This window comes from Citrobacter sp. MGH103 (assembly GCF_001034475.2).
Taxonomy (GTDB): Bacteria; Pseudomonadota; Gammaproteobacteria; order Enterobacterales; family Enterobacteriaceae; genus Citrobacter; species Citrobacter freundii.
The window spans coordinates 287,237-304,205 of the sequence record NZ_CP073043.1; the positions used below are offsets into that span (position 1 = coordinate 287,237).

Consider the following 16,969-nt stretch of genomic DNA (forward strand, 5'->3'; position numbering starts at 1 on the left):
TCATGGTGAGTTTAGAGAAGAACGATCGTGTAATGTTGGCGCGCCAGCTGCCATTAAAATCTGTTGCCCTGATCCTGGCCGGTGGCCGCGGTACCCGCTTAAAAGATTTGACCAACAAACGTGCCAAACCTGCTGTGCACTTTGGCGGTAAGTTCCGCATTATCGATTTTGCCTTATCCAACTGTATTAACTCCGGGATCCGCCGTATCGGCGTGATCACTCAGTACCAGTCCCACACGCTGGTGCAGCATATTCAGCGCGGCTGGTCGTTCTTTAGCGAAGAGATGAACGAGTTTGTCGATTTGCTGCCTGCCCAGCAGAGAATGCAGGGTGAAAACTGGTATCGCGGAACGGCGGATGCGGTGACCCAAAACCTGGACATCATTCGACGCTATAAAGCGGAATACGTGGTGATCCTCGCGGGCGATCATATTTATAAGCAGGACTACTCACGCATGCTGATCGACCACGTCGAGAAGGGCGCGCGTTGCACCGTGGCCTGTATGCCAGTGCCTATTGAAGAGGCCAGCGCGTTTGGCGTGATGGACGTGGACGACACCGATAAAATTATCGAGTTCGTTGAAAAACCCGCCAACCCGCCAGCGATGCCAGGCGACCCGACCAAATCTCTTGCCAGTATGGGGATCTACATTTTCAACGCCGATTATCTGTATGAACTGCTGGCGGAAGATGATCTCGATGAAAAATCCAGTCACGATTTTGGCAAAGACATCATTCCAAAAATCACCGAAGCTGGCATGGCGTATGCACATCCATTCCCGTTGTCCTGCGTGCAGTCTGACCCGGAATCCGAGCCGTACTGGCGCGATGTGGGGACGCTGGAAGCCTACTGGAAGGCGAACCTTGATCTGGCTTCGGTGACGCCTGAACTGGATATGTACGACCAGGACTGGCCAATCCGAACGCACATGGAATCGCTGCCTCCGGCGAAATTTGTGCAGGACCGTTCTGGTAGCCACGGAATGACGCTGAACTCGCTGGTTTCTGGCGGATGCATAATTTCAGGTTCGGTGGTGGTGCAGTCGGTTCTGTTCCCGCGAGTGCGGGTGAATTCATTCTGTAACATTGATTCGGCAGTGTTGTTACCTGAAGTGTGGGTGGGACGTTCGTGCCGCTTACGTCGTTGCATTATCGACCGCGCCTGCGTTATTCCTGAAGGCATGGTGATAGGTGAAAACGCGGAAGAAGATGCGCGTCGTTTCTACCGTTCAGAGGAAGGCATTGTGCTGGTCACGCGTGAAATGCTGCGCAAACTGCAGATCAAACAGGAGCGATAATGCAGGTTTTACACGTTTGTTCAGAGATGTTCCCCCTGTTAAAAACCGGGGGACTGGCGGATGTTATTGGGGCGTTACCTGCCGCGCAAATTGCGGACGGCGTGGATGCCCGCGTGTTGCTCCCGGCGTTTCCTGATATTCGTCGCGGCATTCCCGATGCACAGGTCGTGACGCGTCGCGATACCTTCGCTGGACGTATCACGCTGCTTTTCGGGCATTTCAACGGTGTGGGTATTTACCTGATTGACGCGCCGCATCTCTACGACCGTCCCGGTAGCCCGTATCACGACACCAACCTGTTTGCGTATACCGATAACGTCCTGCGTTTTGCGTTGCTTGGCTGGGCCGGATGTGAAATGGCCTGCGGCCTTGACCCATTCTGGCGCCCGGATGTGGTGCATGCGCACGACTGGCATGCCGGTCTGGCCCCGGCGTATCTGGCGGCGCGCGGCCATCCGGCGAAATCGGTGTTCACCGTACACAACCTGGCGTATCAAGGCATGTTTTATGCAAAGCATATGGATGACATCCAATTGCCATGGTCGTTCTTTAATGTGCACGGGCTGGAGTTTAACGGCCAGATTTCGTTCCTGAAGGCCGGGTTGTACTACGCAGACCACATTACAGCGGTGAGTCCAACTTACGCGCGGGAGATTACCGAGCCGCAGTTTGCCTATGGTATGGAAGGTCTGTTGCAGCAGCGTCATCGGGAAGGACGGCTTTCCGGCGTGCTGAACGGTGTGGATGAAAAAATCTGGAGCCCGGAAACCGACCTGCTGCTGGCGTCGCGCTATACGCGTGACACGCTGGAAGAAAAGGCGGAGAACAAACGGCAGCTACAGATCGCGATGGGACTTAAGGTTAACGATAAAGTGCCGCTGTTTGCCGTAGTCAGTCGCCTGACCAGTCAGAAAGGGTTGGATCTGGTGCTGGAGGCTCTGCCGGGTCTGTTAGAGCAGGGGGGGCAACTGGCGTTACTTGGCGCGGGCGACCCAGTATTACAGGAAGGTTTCCTCGCCGCGGCGGCGGAGCATCCGGGGCAAGTGGGCGTGCAGATTGGTTATCACGAAGCCTTCTCGCACCGCATCATGGGTGGGGCCGATGTGATATTGGTTCCCAGCCGTTTTGAGCCATGTGGCTTAACGCAGTTGTATGGACTGAAGTACGGCACGCTGCCGCTGGTGCGGCGCACCGGTGGGCTGGCTGATACGGTCTCTGACAGTTCGCTGGAAAACCTGGCGGATGGTATCGCCAGTGGGTTTGTATTTGAAGATAGTAATGCCTGGTCGCTACTACGTGCGATCCGGCGTGCTTTCGTATTGTGGTCCCGGCCTTCGCTGTGGCGGTTTGTACAACGTCAGGCCATGACCATGGATTTTAGCTGGCAAGTCGCGGCGAAGTCATACCGTGAGCTTTACTATCGCTTGAAATAGATATCCAGGAATCACCTATATGAATGCTCCATTTACTTATGCATCGCCCACACTCAGCGTAGAGGCACTTAAGCATTCTATCGCCTACAAGCTGATGTTCACGATTGGTAAGGACCCGGTCATTGCCAATAAACATGAGTGGCTGAACGCCACGTTGTTCGCGGTGCGCGATCGTCTCGTGGAGCGCTGGCTGCGTTCTAATCGTGCGCAATTATCCCAGGAAACTCGCCAGGTTTATTACCTGTCTATGGAGTTTTTGATTGGCCGCACGCTTTCCAATGCACTGTTATCGTTGGGTATTTATGACGATGTCAAAAATGCGCTGGAAGGTATGGGGTTGGATCTTGAAGATCTGATCGATGAAGAAAATGACCCGGGTCTTGGCAACGGCGGCCTCGGGCGCCTGGCGGCCTGCTTCCTGGACTCACTGGCAACGCTGGGACTGCCGGGACGCGGCTACGGTATTCGTTATGACTACGGCATGTTCAAGCAAAACATTGTTGATGGCCGACAGAAAGAGTCGCCGGACTACTGGCTGGAATACGGTAACCCATGGGAGTTCAAACGCCACAATACGCGCTACAAAGTGCGCTTTGGCGGGCGTATACAGCAGGAAGGCAAGAAAACGCGCTGGATAGAAACCGAAGAGATCCTCGCGGTTGCCTACGACCAGATTATCCCCGGTTACGACACCGATGCCACCAACACGCTGCGCCTGTGGAATGCCCAGGCCAGTAGCGAGATCAACCTCGGTAAATTTAACCAGGGCGACTACTTTGCGGCGGTGGAAGATAAAAACCACTCCGAGAACGTCTCCCGCGTGCTCTATCCGGATGACTCCACCTATTCAGGACGCGAGCTGCGCTTGCGCCAGGAGTATTTCCTGGTCTCCTCCACGGTGCAGGACATTCTGAATCGTCATTATCAACTGCACAAAACCTACGATAATCTGGCGGATAAAATCGCCATTCACCTCAACGACACCCATCCGGTGCTGTCGATCCCTGAGCTGATGCGTCTGTTGATTGATGAGCACAAGTTCAGTTGGGATGATGCGTTTGAAGTGTGCTGTCAGGTTTTCTCGTATACCAACCACACTTTGATGAGCGAAGCGCTGGAGACCTGGCCGGTGGATATGCTGGGCAAAATTCTGCCGCGCCATCTGCAAATCATTTTTGAGATTAACGACTACTTCCTGAAAACGCTGCAGGAGCAGTATCCGAACGATACCGGTCTGCTGGGGCGGACGTCGATTATCGATGAATCTAACGGCCGCCGGGTGCGTATGGCATGGCTGGCGGTCGTGGTGAGCCACAAGGTTAATGGTGTGTCTGAACTGCACTCCAACCTGATGGTGCAGTCGCTATTTGCTGACTTTGCGAAGATCTTCCCAACCCGCTTCTGCAACGTTACCAACGGCGTGACGCCGCGTCGCTGGCTGGCGCTGGCTAACCCGCCGCTCTCTGAGGTGCTGGATGAGAATATTGGCCGCACCTGGCGTACCGATCTCAGCCAGTTGAGCGAGCTTGAACAGCACTGTGATTTCCCGTTGGTGAACCAGGCGGTACGCCGGGCGAAGCTGGAGAACAAAAAACGTCTGGCCACGCTCATTGCCCAGCAGCTTAACGTGGTAGTGAATCCGAAATCGCTGTTTGATGTGCAGATAAAGCGTATTCACGAATACAAACGTCAGCTGATGAACGTACTGCATGTGATCACCCGCTACAACCGCATTAAGGCCGATCCTGACGCCGAGTGGGTGCCGCGTGTGAATATCTTCGCCGGTAAAGCGGCTTCGGCCTATTACATGGCGAAGCACATCATTCATCTGATCAACGATGTCGCGAAAGTGATCAATAACGATCCGCAAATTGGCGACAAACTGAAAGTGGTGTTTATCCCCAATTACAGCGTCAGCCTGGCGCAGGTGATTATTCCTGCTGCCGACCTGTCTGAGCAGATTTCACTGGCCGGGACCGAAGCCTCCGGGACCAGTAACATGAAATTTGCGCTGAATGGCGCGTTGACCATCGGTACGCTGGATGGTGCCAACGTCGAGATGCTGGAACATGTGGGCGCAGAAAATATCTTTATCTTTGGTAATACGGCGGAAGAGGTTGAAGCCTTGCGTAGTCAGGGCTATAAGCCGCGTGAATATTACGAGAAAGACGAGGAGTTGCACCAGGTGCTGACGCAGATCGGCAGCGGTGTATTCAGCCCAGAGGAGCCGGGACGCTATCGCGACCTGGTGGACTCATTGATCAACTTTGGCGACCACTATCAGGTGCTGGCGGATTATCGCAGTTACGTTGATTGTCAGGATAAGGTTGATGAACTGTATCGCCACCCGGAAGAGTGGACTACCAAGTCGATGATTAATATCGCCAACATGGGTTACTTCTCATCGGACAGGACGATCAAAGAGTACGCCGAAAACATCTGGCATATTGATTCGGTGCGGTTGTAAAACACGAGGCCGGGGGCGTTTCGCTTGCCCGGCCTACGTTTATGCACTTTTGTAGGCCGGATAAGGCGTCGCCGCCATCCGGCATTTTTATCAGGACGCCAGCGACAGCTGGTGCTTCTCAATGTATTCAGCCAGCCACTGGGTCATGCGCGACTGCTGCTCAGCGTTCAGCCACATACCTTCTTTCGTGCGACGCCACAACGCATCTTCTGCACGACGAACCCATTCGTGATCGACCAGATATTTCAGCTCGGCTTCATAAAACTCATGGCCAAAGTCTTCACCTAACTCGGCAAGCGAGGTGGCTTCGCCGATGACCCATTCGGTGTTGCTGCCGTAGGTGCGAGAATAATGGCGCGCCAGCGACTCGGTCAGGAACGGGTAGCGACGGCGCAGTTTGGCCGCGTAGTCTTCGCGATCGCCGCCAATGTCACCGCCGGGCAGAATGCACTCTTTGGTCCACGCCGGGCCGATGCCCTGATAGTACGACGCCAGTTTTTCCATCGCATGTTCAGCCAGCTTACGATAGGTCGTCAGCTTACCGCCAAAGACCGACAGCAGCGGCGCTTTGCCGTTTTCGTCGTGGATATCCAGCGTGTAATCACGGGTGATCGCCTGCGGTGAGTCAGACTCGTCATCGCACAGCGGACGCACGCCCGAGTAAGTCCAGACGATATCATCACGGCCCAGCTGCTTCTTAAAGTGCGCGTTGTAAACCTTCAGCAGGTAATTGATCTCGCTTTCATCAATTTTCACGGCTTTCGGATCGCCTTTGTATTCAACGTCTGTCGTCCCGATGATCGAGAATTCGTCCATCCATGGGATGACAAACACAATGCGTTTATCTTCGTTTTGCAGAATATAAGCCTGCTTCTGGGTATGTACACGCGGCACCACGATGTGGCTGCCTTTAATCAGGCGAATACCGTACGGTGATGGCAGGTGCATACCGTCGTCGAAGAACTCTTTCACCCACGGACCGGTGGCGTTGACTAGGCCACGCGCCTGCCAGGTGTGTTTTTTGCCGGTATCGATATCTTCAGCTTCAACAATCCACAAACCGTTTTCACGGCGAGCAGAGGTGGCGCGAGTGCGGGTTAATACTTCTCCGCCTTTGCGTACGACCATTTGGGCGTTTGCCAAAACCAGTCGTGCATCGTCTACCCAGCAGTCAGAATATTCGAAACCGCGCACAATCTCAGGTTTCATTACGGAATCTGCGCCAAAACGCAAACCGGTAGAACTTGGCAAACTGGTGCGTTTGCCCAGATGATCGTACATAAACAAACCAATGCGGATCATCCACGCCGGACGCAGGTGCGGGCGGTGGGGCAGACGAAAGCGCATCGGGAAGGCGATGTGTGGTGCCATTTTCAACAGCACTTCACGTTCGGCCAGCGCTTCGCTCACCAGACGAAATTCGTAGTGTTCCAGGTAGCGCAGGCCACCGTGGATGAGTTTGGAGCTAGCGGAAGAGGTGGCGCAGGCTAAATCCTGCGCTTCCAGCATCAGCACGGATAAACCGCGTCCAGCGGCATCTGCCGCGATACCGGCACCGTTGATGCCTCCACCTATCACAATCAGATCTTTGGTTTCCATGCTGGCCTCTCGCACTTTCGTTATAGCTCATTAATGTTCGTTATCGAGCATAATAGCAAAGAATCGCGCCATTGGTAACATCGGATAAACAATTTACAGTGATACATATAACATTATGGCGTTTAACTGCCGTCGGGACGTACACTAAGCAGTAACATGTCCGAAAAGCGTCACCTGCCATAAAAAGAAGAGAGAGCAATGGATCAGTTTGAATGTATTAATGTCGAAGAAGCGCATCAGAAGCTGCATCAGGGGGCGGCGGTGTTAGTGGATATTCGCGACCCGCAAAGCTATGCAATGGGCCATGCCCCACAGGCATTTCATTTGACGAACGACACGCTGGGATCATTTATGCGCGAGCATGATTTCGACACTGCCGTGTTGGTGATGTGTTATCACGGCAACAGCAGTAAAGGCGCGGCGCAATATCTTCTGCAGCAGGGCTATGACGCGGTTTACAGCGTTGACGGCGGCTTCGATGCCTGGCATCGACATTTTCCGGCAGAAGTGGCATACGGTTCGTAAGCTAACAAAGATGCAGCCTGAAACGGGCAGGATAGATATACTGTCCTCTTTTGTGTGGAATAAGCGACAGCAACCATGTTGATGATTACCTCTTTTGCTAACCCCCGCGTGGCGCAGGCATTCGTTGATTATATGGCGACACAGGGCGTTATCCTGACGATTCAACAACATCAGCAAACGGATGTCTGGCTGGCGGATGAGTCCCAGGCTCAGCGCGTGCACGCTGAACTGGTGCGGTTTCTGGAAAATCCGGGCGATCCGCGCTACCTCGCGGCAAGCTGGCAGTCGGGTCAGACCGACAGCGGTCTGCGCTACCAACGTTATCCGTTCCTGGCCACATTGCGCGAACGCGCAGGTCCGGTAACCTGGTTGGTGATGGCCGCGTGTGTGCTGGTGTTTATCGCGATGAACGTGCTGGGCGACCAGGCTGTGATGCTCTGGCTGGCATGGCCGTTTGACCCTTCGCTGAAATTTGAATTCTGGCGTTATTTCACCCACGCTTTTATGCACTTCTCGCTGATGCATATTCTGTTCAACCTGCTGTGGTGGTGGTATCTCGGCGGTGCGGTTGAAAAGCGTCTGGGCAGTGGAAAACTGATTGTTATTACCGTGATCAGCGCCCTGTTGAGCGGCTATGTTCAGCAGAAATTTAGCGGCCCGTGGTTTGGTGGATTGTCTGGCGTGGTATATGCGCTGATGGGCTACGTGTGGTTGCGCGGCGAGCGCGATCCGCAGAGCGGTATTTTCCTGCAGCGTGGTTTGATTATCTTTGCCTTGATCTGGATTGTTGCCGGTTGGTTTGATCTATTCGGCATGTCGATGGCGAATGGCGCTCATATCGCCGGGTTGGCCGTGGGTTTGGCAATGGCGTTTGCCGATACTATAAATGTACGAAAACGAACTTGATTCAAGTTTTGTGGTGCCGGAAGGCGGTGTGCGTTTGGACCAATTTGTAGGCCGGATAAGCGTCAGCGCATCCGGCAAAATTTCAGGGAACAATAATGAAGCAAACACAACGACATGACGCGATTATCGAGCTGGTAAAAAAACAGGGATACGTCAGTACTGAAGAACTGGTGGAGCATTTCTCCGTCAGCCCGCAGACGATTCGCCGCGATCTTAACGATCTGGCCGATCAGAACATGATTTTGCGCCATCACGGCGGCGCGGCGTTGCCATCCAGCTCCGTTAACACCCCGTGGCATGACCGTAAAGCAACGCAGACGGCGGAAAAAGAGCGCATTGCCCGCAAAGTTGCCACGCAGATCCCGAACGGTTCTACGCTGTTTATTGATATCGGAACCACGCCGGAAGCGGTGGCTCACGCGCTGCTCAATCACAGCAATTTACGTATTGTGACCAACAACCTCAATGTGGCGAATACGCTGATGGCGAAAGAGGATTTCCGCATAATCCTCGCCGGTGGCGAACTGCGTAGCCGCGACGGCGGTATTATGGGCGAAGCGACCCTCGACTTTATTTCTCAGTTCCGTCTGGACTTCGGCATCTTAGGCATCAGCGGTATCGACAGCGATGGTTCGCTGCTGGAATTTGATTATCACGAAGTTCGCACCAAACGCGCGATCATTGAGAATTCACGTCATGTGATGCTGGTGGTGGACCACTCGAAGTTTGGGCGTAACGCGATGGTGAATATGGGCAGCATCAGCATGGTGGATGCGGTGTATACCGATACGCTGCCGCCTGCTGGTGTGATGCAGGTGATTGCTGACCATCATATTCAGTTAGAGCTGTGCTAAGGTAATTCCAGGCCTGATAAGCGTCGCGTATCAGGCATTAACTAAACGCCGTATCCCATCATTTTCAGCAGCTTCTGCGCATGTTGCACCGCATCCTGGCGGTGTGCGACGCCGAGCTTTTGGTACAAATTGCGGATGTGCGTCTTGATGGTCGTTGCCGCGACGGCCAGCTCTGCGGCGATCTGCTCGTTGCTGTAGCCCGAATAAATTAGTCCCAGAACCTGCCATTCGCGCTGGGTCAGCGGGCTGGTGCGGATAAGCTCTGGTACTTCCGGGTGAGTCAGCAGACGCTCAACGAACCCTTCATCAAAGTGGGCGAATTTATGGCGATGGTGCTGGTTAATTTCACGCAAAATGCGCTGGGCGCGGTGCTGATCGAGTTCCGGTAAGGTGTTGAGCTGAATCAGCTGACGCAGTTGTTGCGCCATGGCCTCGCCTTCAATAACAAAGTGGCTGATAAACCCGGTGCGGTTCGCCAGCTGTAGGGCCTCGAGTAACACACGCTGGGCGTCATTTTTGCGCCCTGCCTGCCAGTAGAGCTGATTAAGCAGCAGCAGGTTACGGTTCAGATCGCTCATCAGGCGCAGATTGCGCGCATTTTCATTCAACTCTTCCAGCACAATTTCAGCCGGTTCAAACTCACCCAACAGGATTTGCGCGCGAGCGATGTTGCGCCACTGGCTTTGCAGGAAGTGGTTATTGGCGAATTCTGGTTTCGGCGTGTGGCGCAGCCAGTTGGCGGCAGAGTTTTTGTCGCTCACCATTTGCCAGTAAATCACCCGCACCTTATCGGCGTTGGAGATCCAGTCGCTGTGATAGTGACCGTTGCCCAGCAGGTTTTCCAGACGGTTGAGCAGGCTGCGAGCGTTATCAAGATCGCCCCGCGCAAGTGAACACTGAACCAGCAGCGCCAGACACTGTAGCTGCTGCTGCGGCTGGAAAGTGGAAAGCAGTTCAATACCGCTACGGGCAGAGGCTTCGGATTCGTCCAGACGCGCCCATGCCCACAGTAGCTGCGCACGAATGCGCACCAGGAACTCGTGCATCGGCAGCTGTTCCAGGTGCTGCTCTTTGATCAGTTGGAACGCTTTTTCCTGAGTCTCCCAGGCGGCCTGTAAAAAGCCTTGGGCAAACAAAATTTCGCTTTGCTGGATAAGGCTCCACAGTGCGTAATGCCAGACGTCATGATGACGTGCCATTTGCTCGGTTTGCTGCATTAACGCCAGAGAGCGCGTGAGATCGCCCTTACAATGCAGGACTTCGCCGTGCACCGAGGTGGCGACGATACGACTATAGAACCAGGCGATGGGTAATTCATCCAGCGCCAGTTTTGCCAGGCGTTCGGCTTCGTCAGGGTTGCCATCGTTAATCGCTACCTGCGCCCGTAAAGCGTTGAATTCGGCGTGCAGCGTTGGCTCCATGTCGCCTTTTATTTCCTGCTCTGCGCGCGCCAGCAGGGTGTTAACCTCTCCGTAGCGGTGCTGGCTCTGCATCAGCCAGGCCTGTAGCAGAACCAGACGCGGATTTTCCAGCAGGCTTTCCCACGGCAGGGCTTTCAGCGACTCTTCCAGTAACGTCAGCTCGCTGTGGTTAAACAGTCCCCACGCATGATTAAGCAGGATATCGCGCAGCATATGGGCGTCACCGGCCGCCAGCGCGTGGTGGATAGCTTCGCTGGGGAAGCCTTGCGCCATCCAGCTTTCGGCGGCGGCGCGGTGTATTTCGGGCAGTTCGTTCGCCAACTCCCATTGGCAGCGCTGGCGTAAAAAGCTGCCAAACAGCGGGTGATAGCTGAACCACTCGCCAACGTCATCCATCCGCTGCAGGAATAACCCCTGGCGCTCAATTTCTTCCAGCCGCATCTGGCCATTTTCTTCTCCGGTAACGCGGACGATCAGCGCATCGTTCATGGAACGCAGAATGGCGCTTTTCAGCAGGAAGTGACGGGTGCCGAGGTCGACGCTGTCCAGCACTTCATCAACCAGATAATCGGACAAATGGCTGGCGTTGATCCCCGCGAGACGGCGTGCGGACTGGTGCGCAGAATGGTTGTTCTGGCGGGCGGAGAGGGCGATCAGCTGTAACGCTGTGGCCCAGCCAGCAACGTCATCGCACATCCGGCTGCTTTCTGCCGCTTCAATGGGAGAGGACAAACGTCGGTCGAAAAATTGTTTGGCTTCCTGATGGTTAAAGGCCAGCTGTTGGCTGCCTATTTCCAGCAGTTGATCGCGCACCCGCAGATTGGCAATACCCAACTGCGGCAGGTTGCGCGACAGTACGACCAGCGTGAGGTTTTCAGGCTGGTGACGCAGGAAGAAACGCATCGCTTCGTGAATAGCTGGATGGGAGATCAGATGATAATCATCCACCACCAGGTAGAGCGGACGGTGCCACTCGGCCAGTTCGATAAATAGCTGGGCAAACAGTGACGTCAGACTGGCGTACTGGCGCTTTTGCACCATCGCTTCGCTGGTGGTGCAATGTCCACCCGTTGCCTGTTGGATGGCGGCGATCAGATAGCTGGCAAAGCGCTCTTGTTGATTATCGCCTTCATCCAGAGAGTACCAACCTAAGTCGTTCTTCCCCGCCGCCCATTGTGAAACCAGCGTTGTTTTTCCATAACCAGCAGGACTTGTTATCAGGGCAAGCCTGAAATTGTTCACGCCGGAAAGTTTAGCCAACAGGCGCTCACGAACCACCGTATGGTCGAGTCGAACCGGACGACTTAATTTAGACGGAATCAACATAAGTTAGTCACTTCACTGTGTGAAAATAGGGAAGAATGATTTTTTTGCGCTTCGTAATTAATAGATATAAGGTCGGCCAGATTGGTGTTTTATGCAAGCTAAGCGGACTTTTTGTGTGTCTGATTTTGCACTATGTCACAAATCTATACATCTATTGCAATAATTGTTTTAAAGAGTCGCAACAGGCGTGGCGACTGGATCCGTTGTAATTTTTAATGTGTCGAAAAATCCCTCTGTTTTTATATGGTTACCCAGGCGGCTAATCAAAATCGACGAATTTTGTGGCCGACTTAAAATTTTTATGTGAATTATCTTACCCGGCATAGATATTTCAGGTTAGAAACTATTTCTCTATTTACATTTTGTTTCTCATCGTCACTCCATTATTTGAGATTGTCGATTAATCCTTTGTTATTAATGCGTCATCCAAAGAGCGTTATGCACGGTTTGCGCGAATTTACGGGTGATTACGCCCCCTTTAAGTGGCGGAGATCACACTTTTATGCTCATCCCCGCTCCTCCTCCCTCCCTAATCCGTGCCAGGATGAGGAATGTCAACAACGAGCCAGGCAAACTAGCGATAACGTTGTTTTATTACCTAAGGATCTGGAACCCCTATGTCACAGCCTACTTTCAACAAAGATCAATTTCAGGCTGCCCTGACGCGTCAGTGGCAGCGCTTCGGTTTACTGTCGGCTCAAGAAATGACGTCGCGCCAGTGGTGGCAGGCAGTGAGTGGGGCGTTGGCTGAGTTACTCAGCGCCCAGCCTGCGGCGAAACCGGCAAAAAATCAGCGTCACGTTAACTACATCTCGATGGAGTTTTTGATTGGCCGTCTGACCGGCAATAACTTACTCAACCTCGGCTGGTATCAGGAGGTGAGCGATGAGCTGAAAGCACATGACGTCAACCTGACCGACCTGCTGGAAGAAGAGACCGATCCGGCGTTGGGTAACGGTGGATTGGGACGCCTGGCAGCCTGCTTCCTCGATTCGATGGCGACTGTCGGCCAGTCGGCGACGGGCTATGGCCTCAACTACCAGTACGGCCTGTTCCGTCAGTCGTTTGCCGATGGGCAACAGATGGAAGCCCCGGATGACTGGCATCGTGGCAGCTACCCGTGGTTCCGTCACAACGAGGCGCTGGATGTGCAGGTTGGGATTGGCGGTAAGGTCAGCAAAGAAGGCCACTGGGAGCCAGGTTTTACCATCACCGGTCAGGCCTGGGATCTGCCAGTTCTCGGCTACCGTAACGGCGTAGCGCAACCGCTGCGTCTGTGGCAGGCCAGCCACGCGCATCCGTTTAACCTGACCAAATTTAACGACGGTGATTTCCTGCGCGCAGAGCAGCAGGGCATCGACGCCGAAAAACTGACGAAAGTGCTGTACCCGAACGATAACCACACCGCGGGTAAAAAGCTGCGCCTGATGCAGCAATACTTCCAGTGTGCCTGTTCCGTAGCTGACATTCTGCGCCGCCATCATCTGGCAGGGCGTAAACTGCATGAGCTGGCTGATTTTGAAGTTATTCAGCTCAACGATACTCACCCGACCATTGCCATTCCTGAGCTGCTGCGCGTGCTGATTGATGAGCACCAGATGAGCTGGGACGATGCGTGGGCCATTACCAGCAAAACCTTTGCTTACACCAACCACACCCTTATGCCAGAAGCGCTGGAGTGCTGGGACGAGGAGCTGGTGAAAGCGCTACTGCCGCGCCATATGCAAATCATCAAAGAGATTAACGAGCGCTTTAAGACGTTGGTTGATAAAACCTGGCCGGGTGATGCTGAAGTCTGGGCGAAGCTGGCGGTGGTGCACAACAAACAGGTGCGCATGGCTAACATGTGCGTGGTCAGCGGCTTTGCTGTTAACGGTGTGGCGGCGCTGCACTCCGATCTGGTGGTGAAAGATCTGTTCCCTGAATACCACCAGCTCTGGCCGAACAAATTCCATAACGTCACCAATGGGATTACCCCACGTCGCTGGATTAAGCAGTGCAACCCGGCGCTTGCCGCACTGCTGGATAAAACGCTGAAAAAAGAGTGGGCCAACGACCTCGACCAGTTGATTAACCTGGAAAAATATGCCGACGACGCGAAGTTCCGTCAGCAGTATCGCGACATCAAGCTGGCGAACAAAGAGCGCCTGGTGAAGTTTATTAAAGCGCGTACCGGTATTGAAATAACGACTAACGCTATCTTTGATATCCAGATTAAACGTCTGCATGAATACAAGCGTCAGCACCTCAACCTGCTGCATATTCTGGCGTTGTACAAAGAAATCCGTGACAACCCGCAGGCAGATCGCGTGCCGCGCGTATTCCTGTTTGGCGCAAAAGCTGCTCCAGGTTACTACCTGGCGAAAAATATCATCTTCGCCATCAACCAGGTTGCACAAACTATCAATAACGACCCGAAAGTTGGCGACAAGCTGAAGGTCGTCTTCCTGCCGGATTATTGTGTCTCGGCGGCGGAAATGCTGATCCCGGCGGCGGATATCTCTGAGCAAATTTCAACCGCAGGGAAAGAGGCTTCCGGCACTGGTAACATGAAGCTGGCGCTGAACGGTGCGTTAACCGTTGGTACGCTGGATGGCGCAAACGTCGAAATCGCCGAGAAGGTGGGTGACGAGAATATCTTTATCTTTGGTCATACCGTGGAAGAGGTGAAGGTGCTCAAAGCCAAAGGCTACGACCCGGTGAAATGGCGTAAAAAAGACAAAGTGCTGGATGCTGTCCTGAAAGAGCTGGAAAGCGGGAAATACAGCGACGGCGACAAGCATGCCTTTGACCAGATGCTGCACAGTATCGGCAAGCAGGGCGGCGACCCGTATCTGGTGATGGCGGACTTCGCGGCCTACGTTGAAGCTCAGAAGCAGGTTGACGTGTTGTATCGTGACCAGGAAGCCTGGACCCGGGCGGCGATTCTGAATACCGCACGTTGCGGCATGTTCAGCTCGGATCGCTCCATCCGCGATTATCAGGCTCGTATCTGGCAGGCGAAACGTTAAGGAATCGCGATGGAAAGCAAACGTCTGGATAATGCCGCGCTGGCGGCGGGGATCAGCCCCAATTACATTAATGCCCACGGTAAACCGCAGTCTATTGGTGCCGAAACCAAACGGCGTTTGCTTGACGCCATGCATCGCACCACCGCTGCCACTCAGGTGGCGGTAACTCCGGTGCCGAATGTCATGGTCTATACCGCCGGTAAGAAAATGCCGCTGGCGGTTGAGGGAAGCGGAGAGTTTAACTGGCTGCTGACCACCGAAGAGGGCGTGCAGCACAAAGGGCATGCCGTCGGCGGTAAATCTTTCACTCTTCCGGCGAAGCTGCCGGAGGGGTATCACACGTTGACCCTGACCCAGGGCGAGCTGCGTACCCATTGTCGTATCATCGTGGCACCAAAGCGCTGCTATGAACCGCAGGCGCTGTTAGCCGGGCAGAAGCTGTGGGGCGCATGCGTTCAGCTCTACACCCTGCGATCAGAAAAGAACTGGGGGATTGGCGACTTTGGCGATCTCCGCGCCATGCTGGTAGATGTGGCGCAACGCGGCGGCGCGTTTATCGGGCTTAATCCTATTCACGCGCTGTATCCGGCTAACCCGGAGAGCGCCAGCCCGTACAGCCCGTCTTCACGCCGCTGGTTGAACGTGATTTATATTGATGTGAACGCCGTAGACGATTTCCGTCTGAGTAAAGAGGCGCAGGCGTGGTGGCAGAAACCCGCGACTCAGCAAGCTCTGCAACGTGCGCGCGATGCCGAGTGGGTTGATTATTCTGCCGTTACTGCACTGAAGATGACGGCGCTACGTATGGCGTGGAAAAGCTTCTCTGCACGTGATGATGAGCAGATGGCGGCATTTCGCCAGTTTGTGTCTCAGGAAGGGGACAGCCTCTACTGGCAGGCAGCCTTTGATGCGCTGCATGCGCATCAGGTCAAAGAGGACGCATTACGCTGGGGATGGCCGGTGTGGCCGGAAGCTTTCCAGTCAGTGGACTCGCCAGAGGTAAAACGCTTCTGCGAAGAACATCGTGACGATGTGGATTTCTACCTGTGGTTACAGTGGCTGGCGTATACCCAGTTTGCTGACTGCTGGAAAACCAGCCAGAGTTTTGCGATGCCGATTGGACTGTATCGCGATCTGGCGGTTGGCGTGGCCGAAGGTGGGGCGGAAACCTGGTGCGACCGCGAGCTGTATTGCCTGAAAGCCTCGGTTGGTGCGCCGCCGGATATTCTCGGTCCGCTCGGACAAAACTGGGGGCTGCCGCCGATGGATCCGCACATCATCACGGCACGCGCCTACGAACCGTTTATCGAACTGCTGCGCGCCAATATGCAGAACTGCGGTGCGCTGCGTATTGACCATGTTATGTCGATGCTGCGTCTGTGGTGGATCCCCTACGGTGAAACTGCCGATCACGGCGCTTACGTGCACTATCCGGTCGATGACCTGCTTTCAATTCTGGCGCTGGAGAGTAAACGTCATCACTGCATGGTAATTGGTGAGGATCTGGGTACTGTGCCGGTGGAGATCGTCAGCAAGCTGCGCGACAGCGGCGTGTACTCCTACAAAGTGCTTTATTTCGAGAATGACCATGAGAAAAACTTCCGTACGCCGAAAGCGTACCCGGAACAATCAATGGCAGTCGCGGCGACGCATGACCTTCCTACGCTTAAAGGTTATTGGGATAGCGGTGATTTGACGCTGGGTAAAGCACTGGGCCTGTATCCGGATGAAGTCGTGCTGCTCGGGTTGTATCAGGACCGAGAACTGGCGAAACAGGGGCTGCTGGACGCGCTGCACAAATACGGCTGCCTGCCAAAACGTGCCGGTCACAAGGCATCCCTGATGTCGATGACGCCGATTCTTAATCGCGGCATGCAACGCTACATCGCTGACAGCAACAGTGCGCTGCTGGGCCTACAACCGGAAGACTGGCTGGATATGGCTGAACCGGTTAACATTCCGGGGACCAGCGACCAGTACAAAAACTGGCGGCGTAAGCTCACCGCCACGCTGGAGCAGATGTTCGCCGATGAGAGAGTGAATAAGCTGATTAAGGATTTGGATAAGCGGCGAAAAGCGGCGGCGAAGAAGAAATAAAGAAATCAAGCCGGGTTGGCGCTAGCGCCACC

Annotated in this window: 10 protein-coding genes; 8 read left to right on the forward strand and 2 right to left on the reverse strand. The window is 54.2% G+C overall.

Annotated elements, in window-relative coordinates; translation table 11 throughout:
• Nucleotides 1-2 precede the first annotated feature (2 nt).
• From glgC to glgP, 3 genes are read left to right on the forward strand one after another with little or no spacing between them, the layout of a single operon-like run.
• Nucleotides 3-1,298 carry a glucose-1-phosphate adenylyltransferase gene (glgC, locus tag SK33_RS01360; protein WP_003023489.1) on the forward strand — a complete coding sequence of 432 codons (1,296 nt, stop codon included), beginning with the start codon at nucleotides 3-5 and terminating at the stop codon, nucleotides 1,296-1,298.
• Complete coding sequence (gene glgA / locus SK33_RS01365; RefSeq protein ID WP_003023490.1) at nucleotides 1,298-2,731, forward strand: glycogen synthase GlgA; 1,434 nt, start codon at nucleotides 1,298-1,300, stop codon at nucleotides 2,729-2,731. Before glgC ends, glgA begins: the two co-directional genes overlap by 1 nt.
• Before the next feature lie 19 nt (nucleotides 2,732-2,750).
• On the forward strand, nucleotides 2,751-5,198 hold the full coding sequence (gene glgP, locus SK33_RS01370) for a glycogen phosphorylase (RefSeq protein WP_003023492.1): 2,448 nt from the start codon (nucleotides 2,751-2,753) through the stop codon (nucleotides 5,196-5,198).
• A 90-nt stretch (nucleotides 5,199-5,288) separates the two neighbouring features.
• Here the strand turns inward: glgP and glpD are convergent, their stop codons facing one another.
• On the reverse strand, nucleotides 5,289-6,797 hold the full coding sequence (gene glpD, locus SK33_RS01375; RefSeq protein WP_003023494.1) for a glycerol-3-phosphate dehydrogenase: 1,509 nt from the start codon (nucleotides 6,795-6,797) through the stop codon (nucleotides 5,289-5,291).
• A 198-nt stretch (nucleotides 6,798-6,995) separates the two neighbouring features.
• Between glpD and glpE the strand changes: the two genes are divergently transcribed.
• From glpE to SK33_RS01390, 3 genes are all read left to right on the forward strand, one after another.
• Nucleotides 6,996-7,322: a thiosulfate sulfurtransferase GlpE gene (gene glpE / locus SK33_RS01380; RefSeq protein ID WP_003023495.1), complete on the forward strand. Its 327-nt coding sequence runs from the start codon at nucleotides 6,996-6,998 to the stop codon at nucleotides 7,320-7,322.
• A 75-nt stretch (nucleotides 7,323-7,397) separates the two neighbouring features.
• Nucleotides 7,398-8,228, forward strand: coding sequence for a rhomboid family intramembrane serine protease GlpG (glpG, locus tag SK33_RS01385; RefSeq protein WP_003023496.1), 831 nt, complete (start codon nucleotides 7,398-7,400; stop codon nucleotides 8,226-8,228).
• A gap of 95 nt (nucleotides 8,229-8,323) precedes the next feature.
• Nucleotides 8,324-9,082, forward strand: a complete 759-nt coding sequence (locus tag SK33_RS01390) for a DeoR/GlpR family transcriptional regulator (protein WP_003023499.1) — start codon at nucleotides 8,324-8,326, stop codon at nucleotides 9,080-9,082.
• A gap of 41 nt (nucleotides 9,083-9,123) precedes the next feature.
• On the opposite strand, the gene malT is transcribed toward SK33_RS01390, so the two are convergent.
• Nucleotides 9,124-11,829 carry an HTH-type transcriptional regulator MalT gene (gene malT, locus SK33_RS01395; protein WP_048218786.1) on the reverse strand — a complete coding sequence of 902 codons (2,706 nt, stop codon included), beginning with the start codon at nucleotides 11,827-11,829 and terminating at the stop codon, nucleotides 9,124-9,126.
• Between the two features lie 617 nt (nucleotides 11,830-12,446).
• On the opposite strand from malT, the gene malP reads away from it, so the two are divergent.
• Both malP and malQ read left to right on the forward strand, forming a co-directional pair.
• A complete protein-coding gene (gene malP / locus SK33_RS01400) occupies nucleotides 12,447-14,840 on the forward strand; it encodes a maltodextrin phosphorylase (RefSeq protein ID WP_048218785.1) in 2,394 nt (797 codons plus the stop codon).
• A gap of 9 nt (nucleotides 14,841-14,849) precedes the next feature.
• Nucleotides 14,850-16,937: a 4-alpha-glucanotransferase gene (malQ, locus tag SK33_RS01405; RefSeq protein ID WP_048218784.1), complete on the forward strand. Its 2,088-nt coding sequence runs from the start codon at nucleotides 14,850-14,852 to the stop codon at nucleotides 16,935-16,937.
• Nucleotides 16,938-16,969: the final 32 nt, after the last annotated feature.